Source organism: Salipiger bermudensis HTCC2601 (genome assembly GCF_000153725.1).
Taxonomy (GTDB): Bacteria; Pseudomonadota; Alphaproteobacteria; order Rhodobacterales; family Rhodobacteraceae; genus Salipiger; species Salipiger bermudensis.
Genome location: NZ_DS022276.1, coordinates 287,975 through 304,509, shown reverse-complemented (window position 1 = coordinate 304,509; position 16,535 = coordinate 287,975). Strand labels below are relative to the sequence as shown.

Genomic DNA, 16,535 nt, shown 5'->3' with positions numbered 1-16,535 from the left:
CAGGTCTGCCCTCAGAGCGCCATCGCGATCATGAGGCGAGTCGCCGTCGCCTCAAGGACGCCTGTGGCGCCGCGCAGGCGCGGTGGCCTGCGGCCATCCTTGACCCGCCGGAGACTCACCGGGGGTCATGATCGGAGTCGGTTTGGGGCGGCGGATCTGTATCCGTTGGCCGACGTTGATCGGTGTCGGTGGGCGTGTCCAGCCCGGCGCGGCGCAGGCCGGCGCGGTAGAGCGGCACCAGGTCTAGCATCGCCACCGCGAAGCCCAGCGGGATCATCCAGAAGCCCAGGATCGGAAGGAAGCCGAGGATGCCGCCAATGATCAGCAGCAGCCCCAACACCAGCCGTAGTCCGGGTGGCACGCGGCGCCGGACATGCACCTGGAAGCGGCGTGTCCGGCCCTTGAGAGAGCGTCTCTGGCGTCGGGGCTGCGGTGTTTGCATCGGCGGCCGTGCGGGCGTTCAGCCCTCCATCGCCTCCAGCTCGTCGATGAACCCCTCGATCATCGACAGGCCCTTGTCCCAGAACCTGGGATCCGACGCGTCGAGGCCGAAGGGCGCCAGCAGCGCCTTGTGGTGCTTCGAGCCGCCCGCCTTGAGCATGTCGAAATACTTGTCTTCGAAGCCCGCGGGATCCTCCTGGTAGACCGCGTAGAGCGCGTTCACCAGCCCGTCGCCGAAGGCATAGGCGTAGACGTAGAAGGGCGAATGCACGAAGTGGGGGATATAGGCCCAGAAGCTCTCGTAGCCTTCCATGAACTCGAAGCACGGCCCGAGGCTCTCGGCCTGCACCGACATCCACAGCGCGTTGATGTCGTCCGGTGTCAGCTCGCCACCGCGGCGTGCTTCGTGCAGCTTGCACTCGAAATCGTAGAACGCGATCTGCCGCACCACGGTGTTGATCATGTCCTCGACTTTGCCGGCGAGCAGCACCTTGCGCTCTTTCGGGTCGGTGGCCTTGTCGAGCATGGCGCGGAAGGTCAGCATCTCGCCGAAGACCGAGGCGGTCTCGGCCAGCGTCAGCGGGGTCGAGGCCAGCATCTCGCCCTGGCCCGCGGCCAGCACCTGGTGCACGCCGTGGCCGAGCTCGTGCGCCAGCGTCATCACGTCGCGCGGTTTGCCGAGGTAATTCAGCATCACGTAGGGGTGCACATCCGTCACCGTGGGGTGGGCGAAGGCGCCCGGCGCCTTGCCGGGCTTCACGCCGGCATCGATCCAGCCCTTGTCGAAGAACGGCGCGGCGATCTCGGCCATGCGCGGGTCGAACCCGGCATAGGCCTGCATGACGGTGTCGCGCGCCTCGTCCCAGCCGACGATGCGGGTGCTCTCCATCGGCAGCGGCGCATTGCGGTCCCAGACCTGCATGGTCTCGAGACCCAGCCACTTGCGCTTGAGCTCGTAGTAGCGGTGCGACAGGCGCGGATAGGCGGCGACCACCGCGTCACGCAGCGCCTCGACCACCTCGGGCTCGACATCGTTGCTCAGGTGGCGGCCCATCTGCGCCGAAGGCATGCCGCGCCAGCGGTCCATGACCTCCTTCTCCTTGGCCTGCGTATTGTGCACGCGGGCGAAGGTGCGGATGTTCTCGCCGAAGACGCGGGCCAGTTCGCGGGCGGCGGCCTCGCGCTTGGAGCGGTCCTGCTCGGTGAGGAAGTTGAGCGCCGCCTCGATCGACATCTCTTCGCCGTCGATGGTGAAGGTCAGCCCCGCGATGGTCTCGTCAAAGAGCTTCATCCACGCGTCGCCCACCACGCCCATGTCGTGCAGGAAGCGCTCGAGCTCGTCGGAGAGCTGGTAGGGCTTCATGGCGCGGATGCGGTCGAAGGCGGGCTTGTAGCGCGCAAGCTCGTCATTGGCCTCGAAGAGCGCGCTATAGGCGTCATCCTCGACGGTGTTGAGCTCGAGCGAGAAGAACACCAGCGGCGTGGTGTAGATCGTCACCTTCTCCTGCAGGTCGGAGAGGAACTTGGCGCGCTCGCTGTCCATGGTGTTCTGGTAGTAGCGCAGCCCGGCGAAGGACATCAGCCGGCCGCCAACGGCCTCGATCTTCTCGTGGCGCTGGACCATCTCGAGGAAGCCCGCGGCATCGAGGCCGGCGATCTTGCCTTCGAAATCCTGCGCGAAGCGGGCGCAGGCATCTTCCAGCCAGTCGAGATCGCGCTTCAGCTCGGGCGCGTCCTGCCCTTCGTAGAGATCGCTCAGGTCCCATTCCGGCAGCTTGCCGAGGTCGCGGCCCCCGGAAGCGTTGGCGTCGAAGACGGGGCGGGGATGGGAAATGGCGTTCGTCATGGAGTCCTCATCAGAAGTTTCCCTCTGACATAGGGGCGCGGGTGGGGCGATGGCAATGGTCGCCGGCGGGAAAGCGTGCCGGGGGGATCAGATCCGGCCGCGGCGACCGGAGTGGAGCGCGAGCCCGTCGGTCACTCGGCCAACGAGGCTGCCGGTGATCCGAGGCGCCCCCGGTGTGGACGGTGCCCCTGCGGACATTCTGAAGCGGCTGAGGTCGGAGGCGGGATCGGCGCAGCGGGCCCTGGCGTAGCGTGCTGCCTGGCTGGGTGTCTCGCCTCGGGCGGCACAGCGGACGGTTCGAGGCCCGCCGTTCGCAATTCTTGAAGACATTGCGACTTATGTATCGCCACCGGCGGTCGGAAATCCGTAGATTGCGGCCTGTATTGGTCTAAGGTCGAAGACGGGTGCGCCTTGGAGGGGGCGAACCTGCATTTCAGAGCATGGGAGGGAATTTACGTATGTCACAGAAACCAATCATTTACGGCGCGGTGGGGATCGTGCTCGGCTTTCTCGGTGGCGTCGCCGCCGGCAGCGCCATCAACGGCAGCAAGATCACCGATGCTGTGGGCCGTGCCATGGGGCCGGCACAGGAGGCCGCGAGCCAGGCAGCCTCGAGCCAGCAGGCAGCCCTCGACGGGCTGTCCGAGCGCATCGCGGCGCTCGAGGCGGCGATGTCCGAGGACGATGGCGGCGAGGATATCACCGCAGCGCTGGGTGAGCGGCTCGATGCGATGAAATCCGAGATGCAGACCCGGCTCGAGGACCTGTCGGCGCGCACAAGAACTCAGGCCGAGGCAGTGCAGGGCGCGCTCTCGGAGCTGTCGGGCGGCATGCAGGAGGCGGCGCAGATGGCCGCGGCGGCGGTCGCCGCACGGGCTGCCGGAGGCGGTGAGGGTGCCAGCGCCGAGGGTATGACCGTGACCGATCCTCTCGGCGTGGGCGAGACGGCGCAGTTCGCCGACGGACAGGTGCGGGCCTTCGTTTCGCGGGTGGACCCGGCGGGCGGCTCGGTGCGGCTGATGGTCAATGGCGAGGCGACGGCGCTGGGCTCCGGCGGGACCACGCGGGTCGCTCTGGGCGACGGGGCCTGCACCGTGGCGGTGATGGGGCTGGACGACGGCAAGGCGACGCTGGGCTCGGACTGCGGCGTGGCGGCATCGGGCGGCTCTGAAGAGGGCGGTGAAAGCGAGGCCGCGGCTGCACCGGCCGAGGCCCCCGAGGATGGCCATCGCGCCGGCGAGGTGGCGTCGCTTGCCGACGGTAAGCTGCGGGTCTTCGTCTCGGGCCTCGCGGATGACGGCTCGGCAGCGCGCATCGCGGTCAACGGTGTGCAGACCCAATTGGTCAACGCAGGAGAGAGCGTCGAGGTCGAGACCGGCGAAGGCGCCTGCACGGTCACCGTGACCGGCGTCGGCAACGGCATGGTCGGGCTGGAGGCCTCCTGCGGCTGAGGGCGCAGGCCCTCAAACCGGTGCAACGGGGGATGGCCGTGGGAGGTTCGCGGCCATTCCGCACGGTCTGGGGCGGTTCTGGCTCGGCTTACCCGTAGGCCGCCAGAAGCGCCTGCAGGTCGGCCAGCGTGTTGGCCTCCTGCACCGGCTTGTCGTGGCGCCAGCGCGCCATGCGTGGAAACCGCAGGGCAAGGCCCGACTTGTGGCGCGGGCTCGGCTGGATGCCCTCGAAGGCGATCTCGAAGACCAGCTCGGGCTTGACCTGCCGCACCGGGCCAAAGCGCTGCAGAGTGTTGCGGCGCACCCAGGCGGTGATCTTGTTGAACTCCGCATCCGTCAGGCCGGAATAGGCCTTGGTGAAGGGCACCAGGTCGTTGCCGTTCCATGCCGCGAAGGTGAAATCGGTGAACAGGTTGGCGCGCCGCCCGTGGCCCTGCTGGGCGTAGATCATCACCGCGTCGACGCTGAGCGGGTCGAGCTTCCACTTCCACCAGTCGCCCTTCTTGCGCCCCGCAAGGTAGGGCGCGCCGAGCCGCTTCAGCATCAGCCCCTCGGCGCGGCGCTCGCGGGCGGTGGCGCGGGTCTCGGCCAGCCCTTCCCATGTGTCGAAGCCAAGGCGCGGCGAGGGGCGGATCGGCGCATCTGGCGGCAGGTCCGAGAGCAGCGCGTCGAGCCGGGCGCGGCGCTGGGCCAAGGGCGTGTCGCGCAGATCCTGCCCGTCCGCTTCGAGCAGGTCGTAGGCCAGCAGGATGACCGGGGCCTCCTTGAGCAGCTTCTTTGGCACCGTCTTGCGCCCGATGCGCTGTTGCAACGTGTTGAAGGGCAGGGGCTGGGTGCCGTCCCACGCCACGATCTCGCCGTCGAACACGTGGCCCGGCGCGATGAAATCCGCCGCCCGGGCAAGCTCGGGGAAGCGGTCGGTCATCAGCTCCTCGCCGCGCGACCAGACGTGGTGCGATCCGCCGCGCAGGATGAGCTGCCCGCGGATGCCGTCCCATTTCCATTCCGCCAGCCAGTCCTCCGTCGGGCCGAGGCTCTCGGGCCCGTCGTCGAGTTGGTAGGCGAGGTAGAACGGGTAGGGGCGGCTTTCATTCTCCTCCGGGTCGGGGGATTCGACCAGCGCGTGCCAGCTGGTGCTCTGCGGCGTCCAGTCGCCCATCAGCCGCAGCGCCAGCGCCGCCTCGTCCTGCCCGGTGGCCTGCGCCAGCGCGCGGGTCATCAGCTTTCGGCTTACACCGATGCGGAAGCCGCCGGTGATCAGCTTGTTGAACAGGAAGCGCCCGGTCTCGTCGAGCTGGTCCCAAGCGTCGAGGATGAAGGCCTTGCGCGCCTCGAGGTCGCGCTTGGGCATGTCCGCCAGCGCCTCGAGCCAGCTTGCCAGGCTGTGATCCGCCTCCCGCGTGGCAGGCGGCAAAAGCAGGGCGATGGTTTCGGCAAGGTCGCCGACGATGGGATAGCTTTCTTCCAGCAGCCAGAGCGGCAGGCCGGCGCGCTCGGCGGCCCATTCGCGCAGCTGCGTGGTGGTGACGGCGCGCTTCGGGCGGCGGCCCGAGAACAGCGCGATGGTCCAGAGCCGGTCCTCGTCGGGCGCGGTGCGGAAATACTCCGCCAGCGCGGCGGTCTTGACCGTGGTCTTGGTGCTCTGGTCGACGGCGGTGAACAGCGCGGCAAAGGCCTTCATGCGGCATCCTCCGTGCCCTCGGCCGCGTCGTCCTCGCCGCCGAACTCGGTCGGCACCACCTCGGCCTGATAGCCCTGGGTGTTGAGCCAGCGGGCAAAGATCTCGGTATAGCCGTGGGTGGCGAAGATGCGCTCGGCGCCGGTCTGCCGGATGGCCTCGTGCAGCTCGGGCCAGTCGGCATGATCGGAGAGCACGAAGCCCCGGTCGGCGCCGCGCCGCCGCCGCACCCCGCGCATCCGCATCCAGCCAGAGGCCATGCCCGTCGAGGCGCGCCCGAAACGCCGCGCCCATGTGCTGCCGAGCGCCGAGGGCGGTGCGATGACCAGCGCGCCGGGATGCGCCTTCACGTCCAGATCGGGCGTCACGTGGTGGGTGTCGGGCAGCGCATAGCCCTGCGCGCGCAGCACCGCGTTGGTGTTTTCCACCGCGCCATGGGTGAGGATCGGGCCGATCTCGGGGTCGAGCAGCGCCAGCAGGCGCTGTGCCTTCCCAAGCGAGTACGCGCCAAGAAGGCAGTGCCGCCCCTCGGCGGCGGTCCGGGCCCACCAGTCGTTGATCTCGGCGGCAATCTCCTGCTGCGGGCGCCACGTGAAGACCGGCAGGCCGAAGGTGCATTCGGTGATGAAGGCATGGCAGCGCACCGGCTCGAACGTCTCGCAGAGCCCGTCCGCGGCGAGCTTGTAGTCGCCCGACACAACCCAGACCTCGCCCCCCACCTCGACGCGGATCTGCGCCGAGCCGGGAATGTGGCCGGCGGGATGGAAACTGACCGTGGCGCGGCCGATCTGGCGGCGCTCGTCGAAGCGGATGGTCTCGAGGGTGATCTCGCCCAGCCGATGCCGGATCACCGGGGCGGCGGCCTCGGTCGAGAGGTAGGCGCCGTGACCGGGGCGGGCGTGATCGGAATGACCATGCGTGATCAAGGCGCGCGCCACCGGGCGCCACGGGTCGATGTGGAAATCGCCCGCCGGGCAGTAGATGCCCCGTTCGGTGAAGATGAGGACCGGCTCTGTCATGCGCGAGAGGGTAGCGCGGCGCAGGCCGCGGGCCAGATCAGGCCGAGCGGCTGGCCGAACTGCCGTGCTCGCCCGCGCTGGCGAAGACATCGACCATGCGGGTGAGGATCCGGCCGCGGGTGACGGCGTCTTCCATCAGCACCTCGTGGCGGCCGCCGGCGATGGTCTCGAGCTGGCCGCCGGGCCATGCCGCCATGCGCGCGGCGATGCGCGGCACATCGACGATGCGCTCGTCGCTGCCGACAAAGGCGATGGCGGGCATCTTCGGCGCGGGTAGGCGGGCCAGGGTCAGGCATTCGTTGAGCGCCTGATGCAGCCAGCGCAGCGACGGACCGCCGAGCTGCAGTTCGGGCATGTCGTGCACCTGGCGCTGCATGTAATTCCAGCCGTCGCGGTCGCGTGTCAGCAGGTTGTTCTCGAACGCCACCGTGGCGACGTAGCTCTCGGGCCCGGTGGAGGGCGCATAGACATGGCCGATACCCATCTGGCTGCTGCCCCATCCCAGCGCCCAGGCGGCGGGGCGCAGGGCGGCCGCCATGCGGATGCCCCACATCGGCCCGGTGAAGGCGGCGGCGGTGACCGGCAGCCCCTCGATCAGGGCGCGCAGACCGATGCAGCCGCCCATGGAATGCCCCAAGAGGTAGAAGGGCCGGGGCAGGCCCAGCTCTTCTGCGGCCTCGAGCATGGCGGTGACGTCGAACTGGTAATCCTGGAACAGGTTGACGTGACCGGCGCGGGGGTCGCGGTGCATGCGGTCGGCAAGCCCCTGTCCGCGCCAGTCGATGGTCAGCGTGTGGTAGCCCAGATCGGCGAACTCGCTGGCGACGCGCCCGTATTTCTCGACATATTCCGTGCGGCCGGGGAACAGCAGCACGGTGCCCCGCGCCGCCTCGGGGCCCGGGTAATGGGCCAGCCGGATGCGCAGGTCGTCTTCGGTCTTCTGCCAATAGGCGCGGGCCCCTGCGGGACCCTCGGCCAGTTCGGCATGAAAGGGCGCGTCGAGCATCATGTCAGGACAGAACTCCTCCGAGGCGCATCGCAGCGCCCATGTCCCCGTCGATTGCGAGCTTGCCCGACATGAAGGCCGTGGTCGGGTTGAGGTCGCCCTCGAGAATTTGCTGGAAGGTCTCGGTATCGGCGGAGAGCGTCACATCGGCGTCGTCGTCCCCGGCCCGGACCCCGGCCTCGTCGATGATGATGCTGCCTTCGTCCTCGATGACGAACTTGGCGGTGCCGTCGAATCCCTCGCCGTCCAGCTTCTTGTTCAGCGCGTCGACCGCTGCGGTGATGACTTCGCTCATTCTGATCCCTTCCTTCACGAAAACCTGTGCTGGCAATCCAGCATCTTCGGGTTACACTCGGAATCTATGAGCATGGGCCTACGCAAGAGCAAACGTATCGTGGCGGCACTTTCCGTCACAGTCATGTTTTCCCTACCCGTCGCGGCACTCGCGCAGGCGGCATCGGGAGATCTGCTGGAAGAGCTTGGCGCGGCGGAAAATGCCGCCGAGGCTGACCGCATCGAGAAGGCGATCTATCTCGAGTGGTCGAAATCCGGCTCGGCGGCGATGGACCTGCTCCTGAAGCGCGGGCGCGACGCGCTCGAGGTCAACGAGACCGCATCCGCCATCGAGCACCTGACCGCGCTCACCGATCATGCCCCGCAATTCGCCGAAGGCTGGCACGCGCTTGCGCTGGCCTACTACCAGGCCGAGATGTTCGGCCCTGCGATGGATGCGCTCGAGCATGCGCTTGCGGAGAACCCTCAGCATTTCGGTGCTTTGCGCGGCGTTGCCGCGATCCACGAGCAGCTTGGAAACGAGTCGCTTGCATATGACGCCTACACGCGGGTACTGGAACTCAGACCGTTTGACGACGAGGTCACCGACGCGCTGGAGCGGCTTGCGGGCCAGGTCCAGGGCATCGAGATCTGAACCTCTGAGGGAAGGAACAGGGCGTCACCATGCCCCAGAGCGCACGGATCGCGGCCGTTCTCGGCCCGACCAACACTGGCAAAACCCATTACGCAATCGAACGCATGCTCGGCCACCGCACCGGGATGATCGGCCTGCCACTGCGGCTTCTGGCCCGCGAGGTCTACGACAAGGTCGTGGCGGCGCGCGGCCCGGGCACAGTGGCGCTGGTCACCGGCGAGGAGCGCATCGTGCCGCCGCGGGCGCAGTACTGGATCTGCACCGTCGAGGCGATGCCCGAAGGCATGGGCTGCGACTTCGTCGCCATCGACGAGATCCAGCTCTGCGCCGATCCTGAGCGCGGCCATGTCTTCACCGACCGGCTGCTGCGCATGCGGGGCCTGCACGAGACGCTGTTTCTCGGCTCCGACACCATGCGCGGGCCGATCAACGCGCTGGTGAAGGGCTGCGAGTTCATCCGCCGCGAGCGGATGAGCCAATTGGGCTACCTTGGTTCGAAAAAGATAAGCCGGATGCCGGCGCGCTCGGCGATTGTCGGGTTTTCGGTCGATAATGTCTATGCCATCGCCGAGCTGATCCGCCGCACCAAGGGCGGTGCCGCGGTGGTCATGGGGGCGCTGAGCCCGCGCACGAGGAACGCGCAGGTCGATCTCTACCAGAATGGCGAGGTCGACTACCTCGTCGCCACCGACGCCATCGGCATGGGGCTCAACCTCGATATCGACCACGTCGCCTTCTCGAGCCTGACCAAGTTCGACGGCCGCCGGATGCGGCCGCTGCAGCCCAACGAGCTGGCGCAGATCGCCGGCCGGGCCGGGCGCGGCATGAAGCCCGGCACATTCGGCACCACCGGGGACGCCGGCCAGATCCCCGACGACTGGGTCGAGGCGATCACCAGCCACAGCTTCACCCCGCTGCGCAAGCTCAACTGGCGCAACCCGAAGCTCAATTTCGGCTCGATCCAGGGGCTGGTGCATTCGCTCGAGCTCAGCCCCAACGACGAGTGGCTCGCCAAGGCGCGCGAGGCCGACGACCTGATGGCGCTCAAGACGCTGGGGCAGGAGGCTGAGGTGCAGGCGCGCGCGACGAACCCGCGCTCGGTGCAGCTTTTGTGGGATGTCTGCCGGATCCCGGATTTCCGGGGAATCAGTCATGCGGAACATGCTGGCCTGTTGCAGGTTATCTTCCAGCATCTGCACGAGCGCGGCGAGATCCCGAGAGACTTCCTCGCGCGTCAGATCAAGCGGATCGACCGCACCGATGGCGATATCGACACATTGTCGAAGCGATTGGCGTTTATCCGCACATGGACCTACGTGGCGCAGCGCCGCGGCTGGGTCGATGACGAAAGCCATTGGCGCGAGGCGACCCGCGCTGTAGAAGACGCACTGTCCGACGCCCTGCACGAGCGTCTGACTCAGAGATTTGTTGACCGGCGGACAAGCGTATTGCTTCGCCGGTTGAAGCAGAAGGAGGCCCTTTTGGCCGAGGTGAATGACAAGGGTGAGGTGACCGTCGAAGGAGAATTCGTCGGTCGTCTTGAAGGGTTCCGGTTCCGTCAGGACCAAGGGGCGACGGGCCAAGAGGCCAAGACGCTGAAGCAGGCGTCGCTTCAGGCGCTCGCGCCGCATTTCCACCTTCGGGCGGATCGGTTCTACAATGCGCCGGATACCGAGATTGATTTCACCGAGCAGGGCGGCCTCATGTGGGGCGACCAGGCGGTGGGCAAGCTCGCCAAGGGCGACGACCCGCTCAAGCCGCGCGTGGTGGCCTTCGTCGACGACACCGCCGGACCGGACGTGGTCCAGAAGGTCGAGCGCCGTCTGCAGCACTTCATCGACCGCAAGATCGCGGCGCTGTTCGAGCCGCTGCTCAACATGCAGCGCGACGAGACCCTGACCGGCCTCGCCCGTGGCTTCGCCTTCCGCATGGTCGAGGCGATGGGCATCCTGCCGCGCCAGCTGGTGGCCGACGAGGTCAAGCAGCTCGACCAGGACGCCCGTGGCGCCCTGCGCAAGCACGGCATGCGCTTCGGCCAGTACACCATCTTCATGCCGCTGCTGCTTAAGCCCGCGCCGACGCGCCTGCGGCTGGTGCTGTGGTCGCTCTTCAACGATCTCGACACCTTCCCCGAGGCCCCGCCCCCGGGTCTGGTGACCGTGCCCAATATCCGCGACGTGCCGATGCAGCACTATTCGCTGGCAGGCTACCGCCCGGCCGGTGAGCGCGCGATCCGGATCGACATGCTCGAGCGGCTTGCCGACCTGCTGCGCGGGCAGGACAGCCGCGGCGGTTTCGAGGCCAACGCGGACATGCTGTCGATCACCGGCATGACGCTGGAGCAGTTCGCCGACCTGATGCAGGGCCTCGGCTATCGCGGCGAGAAGGGTGAGCGCAACAAGGTGCGCCGCGCCGACGAGGTGGTCGCCGAGACCTCTGAGCCGTCGGGCGAGCCCGGCGAGAACGAGCCGGTCTTCGACGCGGCCCGCGAGGAAGAGGCGACACCCGCGGCGATGGCCGATCCCGCAGCGACCCCGCCGGCTGCCGACGTGGTGACGGGCTCCGAGGCCATCGATGACGAGGGCTTCGCGCCGGTCAACGAAGATCCCGCGCCGGTCGAAGTCGACGATCACATCGCCGAGACCCCCGAGGAAGAGATCCTCCCCGGCACTGCGCCCGACGAGGCACTGGCAGGCCCCGAGACCGAGGTGTTCTACACCTTCACCTGGGCCGGCAACCGCAACAATCGCGGCCCGCGTCGCGAGGTCGGTGGCAACCGCGAGCGTGACGGCGGCGGCCGTGACGGCCAGAAGGGCGCCCGCGGCAAGGGCGGTGCGCCGCGCGGCAAGGGCGGCCCCGGCGGCAAGAAGGGCAAGGGCGGCAAGCCCCAGGGCGACAAGGGCGCCAAGACCTACGAGTCGCGCCCCCGCAAGGAGCAGAAGATCGACCCCGACAACCCCTTCGCCGCGGCGCTCATGGGGTTCAAGGGCAAGTCGTAAGTGTCTGAGCCGGCGACCAAGCTGCGCATCGACAAGTGGCTGTGGCAGGCCCGCTTCTTCAAGACGCGGAGCCTTGCCGCGAAGGTCGTGTCGGGCGGGCTGCGCGTCAACGGACAGCCCATCGCCAAGCCTGCCTTCTCGGTGGGGCTTGGCGACGTACTGACCTTTTCGCAGGGCCGCGACGTGCGGGTGATCAAGGTGGTCGCCCTCGGCACGCGGCGCGGACCGGCACCGGAGGCTCAGGCGCTTTACGAAGACTTGGATCCGCCGGCGCCGCGCGCGCCGGCGCCACAGACCCCTCGCTTCGAGGGCGGGGGTCGTCCAACCAAACGGGATCGCCGCCAGCTCGACCGGCATCGGGATATGCTTGAATGATCCCGCATCGTGGTCTAGCTAGACGAAAATCGTGACACTCTGACGGATGATTTTGCCATGACTTACGTGGTCACTGAAAACTGCATCGCCTGCAAATACACCGACTGCGTCGAAGTCTGTCCGGTGGATTGCTTCTACGAGGGCGAGAACACGCTGGTGATTCATCCCGATGAATGCATCGATTGCGGCGTTTGCGAACCGGAATGCCCCGCCGACGCCATCCGGCCCGACACCGAGCCGGACATGGAGAAGTGGGTCGAGTTCAACCGCAAGTACTCCGAGATGTGGCCGGTCATCATTTCCAAGAAGGATCCGATGCCCGAGGCCGAGGAGCGCGATGGCGAGCCAGGCAAGATGGAGAAGTACTTCTCCGAGGCGCCGGGCGAGGGCGGCTGAGCGGCGATTCGCCGTTGTGCAGCCAAAGCGGTTGCAAACGCGTAACTGAATCCGCGCAAATCCCTGATTTCGCGTGAAATCTCTGTTTCCGCCAAGAATCTGGGAAAGAGCGGGCTTTTGTGCTATTCTAGGTGGCACACATGACGAAGCCACGCTGACATGATCAGGTCGGGAACCGGCCGGGGGAATAATCGAAGACGTGACGTTTTCAGGCGAACGGGATGCTTTGCATATCCGTCCGTCTTTTTGTCGCCGCGTCATTCTTGTCGTGATGAGCCGTGGCTTGGCTGCTAAGGACCCTGTTGTATGACCAAGAGCAAGAAGAACGAATTCCGGCCGAACGATTACGTGGTCTATCCCGCCCATGGCGTGGGTCAGATCATGTCGATCGAGGAGCAGGAAGTCGCCGGCATGACGCTGGAACTGTTTGTGATTTCTTTCGAAAAGGACAAGATGACCCTACGGGTGCCGACCCACAAGGCAACCGAGATCGGCATGCGCTCGCTCTCCTCGCCCGACGTGGTGAGCCAGGCGATGAAGACGCTGAAGGGCAAGGCCAAGGTCAAGCGCGCGATGTGGTCGCGCCGCGCTCAGGAATATGAGCAGAAGATCAACTCGGGCGACCTGATCGCTATTGCCGAAGTGGTGCGCGACCTGCACCGCGCCGACGACCAGCGCGAGCAGAGCTACTCCGAGCGTCAGCTGTACGAGGCCGCGCTCGAGCGTCTGACCCGCGAAGTGGCTGCCGTCTCAGGTGGGGACGAGGTCGCCGCCGCGCGCCAGGTCGACGAGGTCCTGGGGCTGCGCGCAGCCTGATCCTCATCTGACACAAACATTCGGGAAAAGCGGGCCTTCGGGTCCGCTTTTTTCGTTGTCTGGGGACGGCGCGCACCTCTTGCCACGCGGAACAGCGCCGCAGGCCGCCGCGCCATCCCGCAAGCCGGTAATAGAGCGGCGGCGTCCACTCGAAACGCACAGGAGGGACTGAGGTTGCGACACGCCCGATCTCTCACGCCGCGTCCTCGCGCCCCTCCATCAATGCCGTGTAAAGCGCCGTCTCGAGCTCCTTCTCGAGCTCGCGGGCGCGCTTGATATAAGCCTCGTTCTCGGCCGAGGGCACGTCGGGATCCCAGAGCTGGGCCAACTCCTGCACCGTTTGCCGGTCGTGGTGGTAGAAGGTCTCCTGCGCGATCGCCGCTTCGTACTCGCTCATGCCGATCTCCTCGAGCACGTAGCGCCCGGCCCGCAGCGAGCTGTCGAACATCTCGCGCACGATCTTGTCGGCGCCGGCCTGGTAGAGCTCGTAGACATGCGTCCGGTCATGGGCGCGGGCGATGATGAAGACATCCTCTCGGATGCGGCGGGCGAAGCGCACCAGCTTGGTGGTCGCCTTGGGATCGTCGAGCCCGGCCACAAGCACCTTGGCGTCCTTGATGCCCGCGGCATGCAGCAGCTCGGGCCGGGTCGGATCGCCGAAGAAGCCGCGATGGCCGAAACGGCGCATGAGCTCGATGGTCTTCATGTCGTGATCGATCACCACCGTGCGGTAGCCCGAGCTGCCCACCAGCCGGTTCACGATCTGGCCGAAGCGCCCGATGCCAGCGATGATGATCGGCCCATCCGCCTCGATGCTGTCCTCCTGCTGCGCCTCGCGGGCCTCCTCGAGCCGGGTCGAGAGCCAGTCGTAGAGGATGAAGAGCAGGGGGGTGATCAGCATCGACAGCGCCACCACGAGCAGCAGCCGCTGCCCCAGTCCGGTGTTGAAGATGTTGAGCTGCAGTGCGAAGGAGATCAGGACGAAGCCGAACTCCCCGGCCTGCGCCAGCGACAGGGTAAAGAGCCAGCGCGCCCGTGTGTGCAGCTTGAAGACCCGTGCCAGCAGCATCAGGATCGCGCCCTTCAGCAGCATCAGTCCGAGCGCCAGACCCAGGATCACGAAGGGCTCGCGCAGGAAGGCGAGGATGTCGATGCCCGCGCCCACGGTGATGAAGAACAGCCCCAGCAGCAGCCCCTTGAAGGGCTCGATATCCGACTCGAGCTGGTGGCGGAATTCAGAGTTCGCCAGCACCACCCCGGCGAGGAAGGTGCCGAGCGCCGGCGACAGGCCCACGAGCTCCATCAGGAAGGCGATGCCGACCACGATCAGCAGCGCCACGGCGGTGAACATTTCGGGCAGGCGCGAGGAATGGATATGCCGGAACAGCGGGCGCGCGCCGTAGATGCCGGCCACGATGATCAGCGCGATGGCGGCCAGCGTCACCAGCGCCACGCCCCAGCCTGGCAGGCCCTCGACCAGAGACAACCCGTGGTGCCCGTCCTCGCTGCCATGCCCGAGCTCGATGGACCCATCGGGAGAGAGATGCGCCACGCCCGGCAGCGCCAGCAGTGGCAGCATCACCAGCATCGGAATCACGGCGATGTCCTGCGTCAGCAGCACCGAGAAGGCCGAGCGCCCGCCGGTCGACTGCATCAGCCCCTTCTCGTTCAGCGTCTGCAGCACGATGGCGGTTGAGGAGAGGGCAAAGACCATGCCGCAGGCCAGAGCTGGCGCCCAGCTCACCCCGAGCGCCATGGCGCAGCCCATCACAGCCAGCATGGTGATGGCGATCTGCGAGCCTCCCAGCCCCACCAGCCGGTGGCGCATGTCCCAGAGCGCGCGCGGTTCCAGCTCGAGCCCGATGATGAAGAGCATCATCACCACGCCGAACTCTGCGAAATGGCGCAGATCCTCGGTGGCGGCGACGAGGTCCAGCACCGGCCCGATGACGATGCCGGCCAGGAGGTATCCCAGCACCGAGCCGAGCCCCAGCCGTGCCGCGATCGGCACCGCGATCACCGCCGCCAGAAGGTAGATCGAAGCCTGAAAGAGAAATCCGTCCATAGTCGTCCCGCTGCCTCTGCCCACGACATGATGGGGCAGGGCGGGCGGAAATGACAACCGCCCTCGGCGCCAGCCTGCGCGGATCGCTGCACAAATCGAGCGCATTCGATGTAAAGACCGGCGGGCGGGCGCGGCCTGTCACAACCGGAAAGCTTGACGCAACGGCGCGAGAGGCGTAATGCGCGGCCCGTGGCGCTTTGTTACCGGATTGCGGGCCACGTTAAACATGCCGCTAAAGAGGTCAGACGAAAGCCCCTTTCGCTTGACCGCGACGGGGCTTTTTTCAATTGCGGCGAGGGGTGCCGCGAAAGGATACGACATGACCAGCAAGGGATCTCGCACGAACGCGGTTCACGGCGGCACCAAGCGCAGCCAGTGGGGCGAGCTCAGCGAAGCGATTTTTCTCACCCAGGGCTTCGCCTATGACAGTGCCGAGCAGGCCGAGGCGCGCTTTCTGAAGTCCGGCCCGGACGAGTTCATCTATGCCCGCTACGGCAACCCGACCGTGGCCATGTTCGAGGAGCGCATCGCGCTTCTCGAGGGCGCCGAGGATGCCTTTGCCACCGCCTCCGGCATGGCCGCCGTCAACGGCGCGCTGACGTCCTGCCTCAAGGCCGGCGACCGTGTGGTGGCCGCGAAGGCGTTGTTCGGCTCCTGCCTCTACATCCTCGAGAGCATCCTGCCGCGCTACGGCGTCGAGGTGGAGTTCGTTGACGGGGCGGACCTTGCAGCCTGGGAAGAGGCGCTGAAGCCCGGCGCCACGGCGGTGTTCTTCGAGAGCATGTCCAACCCGACGCTCGAGATCGTCGATATCGAGGGCGTGGCCAAGCTGGCCCACGAGGCCGGCGCGATCGTCATCGTCGACAATGTCTTCTCCACGCCGGTCTACTCCAACGCCATCGCGCAAGGTGCTGATGTGGTCGTCTATTCCGCGACGAAGCACATCGACGGCCAGGGGCGGGCGCTCGGAGGCGTTGTCCTCGGCAGCCGCGAGTTCATTCGCGGCACGGTCGAGCCCTACATGAAGCACACCGGCGGCTCGATGAGCCCGTTCACCGCGTGGATCATGCTCAAGGGCCTTGAGACCATCGACCTGCGGGTGCGGGCGCAGACCGCGTCGGCCAAGGCGATCGCCGAGGCGGTGAGCAAACATGCCAGGATCACCAAGGTCAGCTATCCGGGACTCGAGAGCCACACGCAGCACGCGCTGGCGCAGCGTCAACTCGGCGCGGGCGGCACGATGGTGGCCTTCGAGATCGACGGCGGGAAGGAGGCGGCGTTCCGCTTCTGCAACGCTCTTCAGATCATCCTGATTTCGAACAACCTTGGCGATGCCAAGTCCATCGCGACGCATCCGGCGACCACCACGCACCAGCGCCTGTCGCCCGAGCAGCGCGCGGATCTGGGCATTTCGGACGGGCTTATCCGCCTGTCGGTCGGCATCGAGGATACCGATGATCTGGTCGCCGACGTGCTGCAGGCGCTTGATGCTGGATAGCATCACATACGTGTGAT

14 protein-coding genes and 1 riboswitch are annotated in these 16,535 nt (G+C 67.0%); of the genes, 7 read left to right on the top strand and 7 right to left on the bottom strand.

All coding sequences use genetic code 11. The features are described 5' to 3' along the window. Nucleotides 1-115 precede the first annotated feature (115 nt). Complete coding sequence (locus tag R2601_RS27210) at nt 116-340, bottom strand: hypothetical protein (RefSeq protein ID WP_254656023.1); 225 nt, start codon at nt 338-340, stop codon at nt 116-118. A 120-nt stretch (nt 341-460) separates the two neighbouring features. Further along, complete coding sequence (locus R2601_RS01365; protein ID WP_007792407.1) at nt 461-2,287, bottom strand: M3 family oligoendopeptidase; 1,827 nt, start codon at nt 2,285-2,287, stop codon at nt 461-463. A 458-nt stretch (nt 2,288-2,745) separates the two neighbouring features. Here R2601_RS01365 and R2601_RS01360 point away from each other — a divergent pair, with 458 nt between their 5' ends. Beyond that, on the top strand, nt 2,746-3,738 hold the full coding sequence (locus R2601_RS01360) for a hypothetical protein (protein ID WP_007792405.1): 993 nt from the start codon (nt 2,746-2,748) through the stop codon (nt 3,736-3,738). Between the two features lie 88 nt (nt 3,739-3,826). On the opposite strand, the gene R2601_RS01355 is transcribed toward R2601_RS01360, so the two are convergent. From R2601_RS01355 to R2601_RS01340, 4 genes are read right to left on the bottom strand one after another with little or no spacing between them, the layout of a single operon-like run. Then, entirely contained in the window at nt 3,827-5,419 is a 1,593-nt protein-coding gene (locus R2601_RS01355) for an ATP-dependent DNA ligase (protein WP_007792403.1), read from the bottom strand. After that, entirely contained in the window at nt 5,416-6,435 is a 1,020-nt protein-coding gene (locus R2601_RS01350) for a ligase-associated DNA damage response exonuclease (RefSeq protein ID WP_007792400.1), read from the bottom strand. Before R2601_RS01350 ends, R2601_RS01355 begins: the two co-directional genes overlap by 4 nt. Before the next feature lie 37 nt (nt 6,436-6,472). Continuing rightward, complete coding sequence (locus tag R2601_RS01345; protein WP_007792397.1) at nt 6,473-7,444, bottom strand: alpha/beta fold hydrolase; 972 nt, start codon at nt 7,442-7,444, stop codon at nt 6,473-6,475. A 1-nt stretch (nt 7,445) separates the two neighbouring features. Further along, nucleotides 7,446-7,736: an SCP2 sterol-binding domain-containing protein gene (locus R2601_RS01340; RefSeq protein WP_007792396.1), complete on the bottom strand. Its 291-nt coding sequence runs from the start codon at nt 7,734-7,736 to the stop codon at nt 7,446-7,448. A gap of 123 nt (nt 7,737-7,859) precedes the next feature. On the opposite strand from R2601_RS01340, the gene R2601_RS01335 reads away from it, so the two are divergent. From R2601_RS01335 to R2601_RS01315, 5 genes are all read left to right on the top strand, one after another. After that, nucleotides 7,860-8,369, top strand: a complete 510-nt coding sequence (locus R2601_RS01335) for a tetratricopeptide repeat protein (protein ID WP_007792394.1) — start codon at nt 7,860-7,862, stop codon at nt 8,367-8,369. A 29-nt stretch (nt 8,370-8,398) separates the two neighbouring features. Beyond that, nucleotides 8,399-11,368: a helicase-related protein gene (locus R2601_RS01330; RefSeq protein WP_007792389.1), complete on the top strand. Its 2,970-nt coding sequence runs from the start codon at nt 8,399-8,401 to the stop codon at nt 11,366-11,368. After that, nucleotides 11,369-11,743: an Hsp15 family ribosome-associated heat shock protein gene (locus R2601_RS01325; protein ID WP_007792385.1), complete on the top strand. Its 375-nt coding sequence runs from the start codon at nt 11,369-11,371 to the stop codon at nt 11,741-11,743. Nucleotides 11,744-11,800: 57 nt separating this feature from the next. Further along, nucleotides 11,801-12,139 (top strand): ferredoxin FdxA, encoded by a 339-nt coding sequence (gene fdxA / locus R2601_RS01320; protein WP_007792381.1) that lies wholly within the window; start codon nt 11,801-11,803, stop codon nt 12,137-12,139. A gap of 306 nt (nt 12,140-12,445) precedes the next feature. After that, nucleotides 12,446-12,955 (top strand): CarD family transcriptional regulator, encoded by a 510-nt coding sequence (locus R2601_RS01315; RefSeq protein ID WP_007792377.1) that lies wholly within the window; start codon nt 12,446-12,448, stop codon nt 12,953-12,955. A 193-nt stretch (nt 12,956-13,148) separates the two neighbouring features. Here R2601_RS01315 and R2601_RS01310 read toward each other — a convergent pair whose 3' ends face one another. Continuing rightward, nucleotides 13,149-15,020, bottom strand: a complete 1,872-nt coding sequence (locus R2601_RS01310) for a monovalent cation:proton antiporter-2 (CPA2) family protein (RefSeq protein ID WP_007792374.1) — start codon at nt 15,018-15,020, stop codon at nt 13,149-13,151. Between the two features lie 179 nt (nt 15,021-15,199). Continuing rightward, nucleotides 15,200-15,277: riboswitch (SAM riboswitch) on the top strand. A 62-nt stretch (nt 15,278-15,339) separates the two neighbouring features. Here R2601_RS01310 and metZ point away from each other — a divergent pair. After that, a complete protein-coding gene (gene metZ, locus R2601_RS01305; protein WP_007792372.1) occupies nt 15,340-16,518 on the top strand; it encodes an O-succinylhomoserine sulfhydrylase in 1,179 nt (392 codons plus the stop codon). The last annotated feature ends 17 nt before the right edge of the window (nt 16,519-16,535 follow it).

Excerpts from the sequence above, each read along its gene's own strand:
- R2601_RS01365 (WP_007792407.1), bottom strand. The coding sequence starts at position 2,287 with ATGACGAACGCCATTTCCCATCCCCGCCCCGTCTTCGACGCCAACGCT.
- R2601_RS01360 (WP_007792405.1), top strand. The coding sequence starts at position 2,746 with ATGTCACAGAAACCAATCATTTACGGCGCGGTGGGGATCGTGCTCGGC.
- R2601_RS01355 (WP_007792403.1), bottom strand. The coding sequence starts at position 5,419 with ATGAAGGCCTTTGCCGCGCTGTTCACCGCCGTCGACCAGAGCACCAAG.
- R2601_RS01350 (WP_007792400.1), bottom strand. The coding sequence starts at position 6,435 with ATGACAGAGCCGGTCCTCATCTTCACCGAACGGGGCATCTACTGCCCG.
- R2601_RS01345 (WP_007792397.1), bottom strand. The coding sequence starts at position 7,444 with ATGATGCTCGACGCGCCCTTTCATGCCGAACTGGCCGAGGGTCCCGCA.
- R2601_RS01340 (WP_007792396.1), bottom strand. The coding sequence starts at position 7,736 with ATGAGCGAAGTCATCACCGCAGCGGTCGACGCGCTGAACAAGAAGCTG.
- R2601_RS01335 (WP_007792394.1), top strand. The coding sequence starts at position 7,860 with ATGTTTTCCCTACCCGTCGCGGCACTCGCGCAGGCGGCATCGGGAGAT.
- R2601_RS01330 (WP_007792389.1), top strand. The coding sequence starts at position 8,399 with ATGCCCCAGAGCGCACGGATCGCGGCCGTTCTCGGCCCGACCAACACT.
- fdxA (WP_007792381.1), top strand. The coding sequence starts at position 11,801 with ATGACTTACGTGGTCACTGAAAACTGCATCGCCTGCAAATACACCGAC.
- R2601_RS01315 (WP_007792377.1), top strand. The coding sequence starts at position 12,446 with ATGACCAAGAGCAAGAAGAACGAATTCCGGCCGAACGATTACGTGGTC.
- R2601_RS01310 (WP_007792374.1), bottom strand. The coding sequence starts at position 15,020 with ATGGACGGATTTCTCTTTCAGGCTTCGATCTACCTTCTGGCGGCGGTG.
- metZ (WP_007792372.1), top strand. The coding sequence starts at position 15,340 with ATGACCAGCAAGGGATCTCGCACGAACGCGGTTCACGGCGGCACCAAG.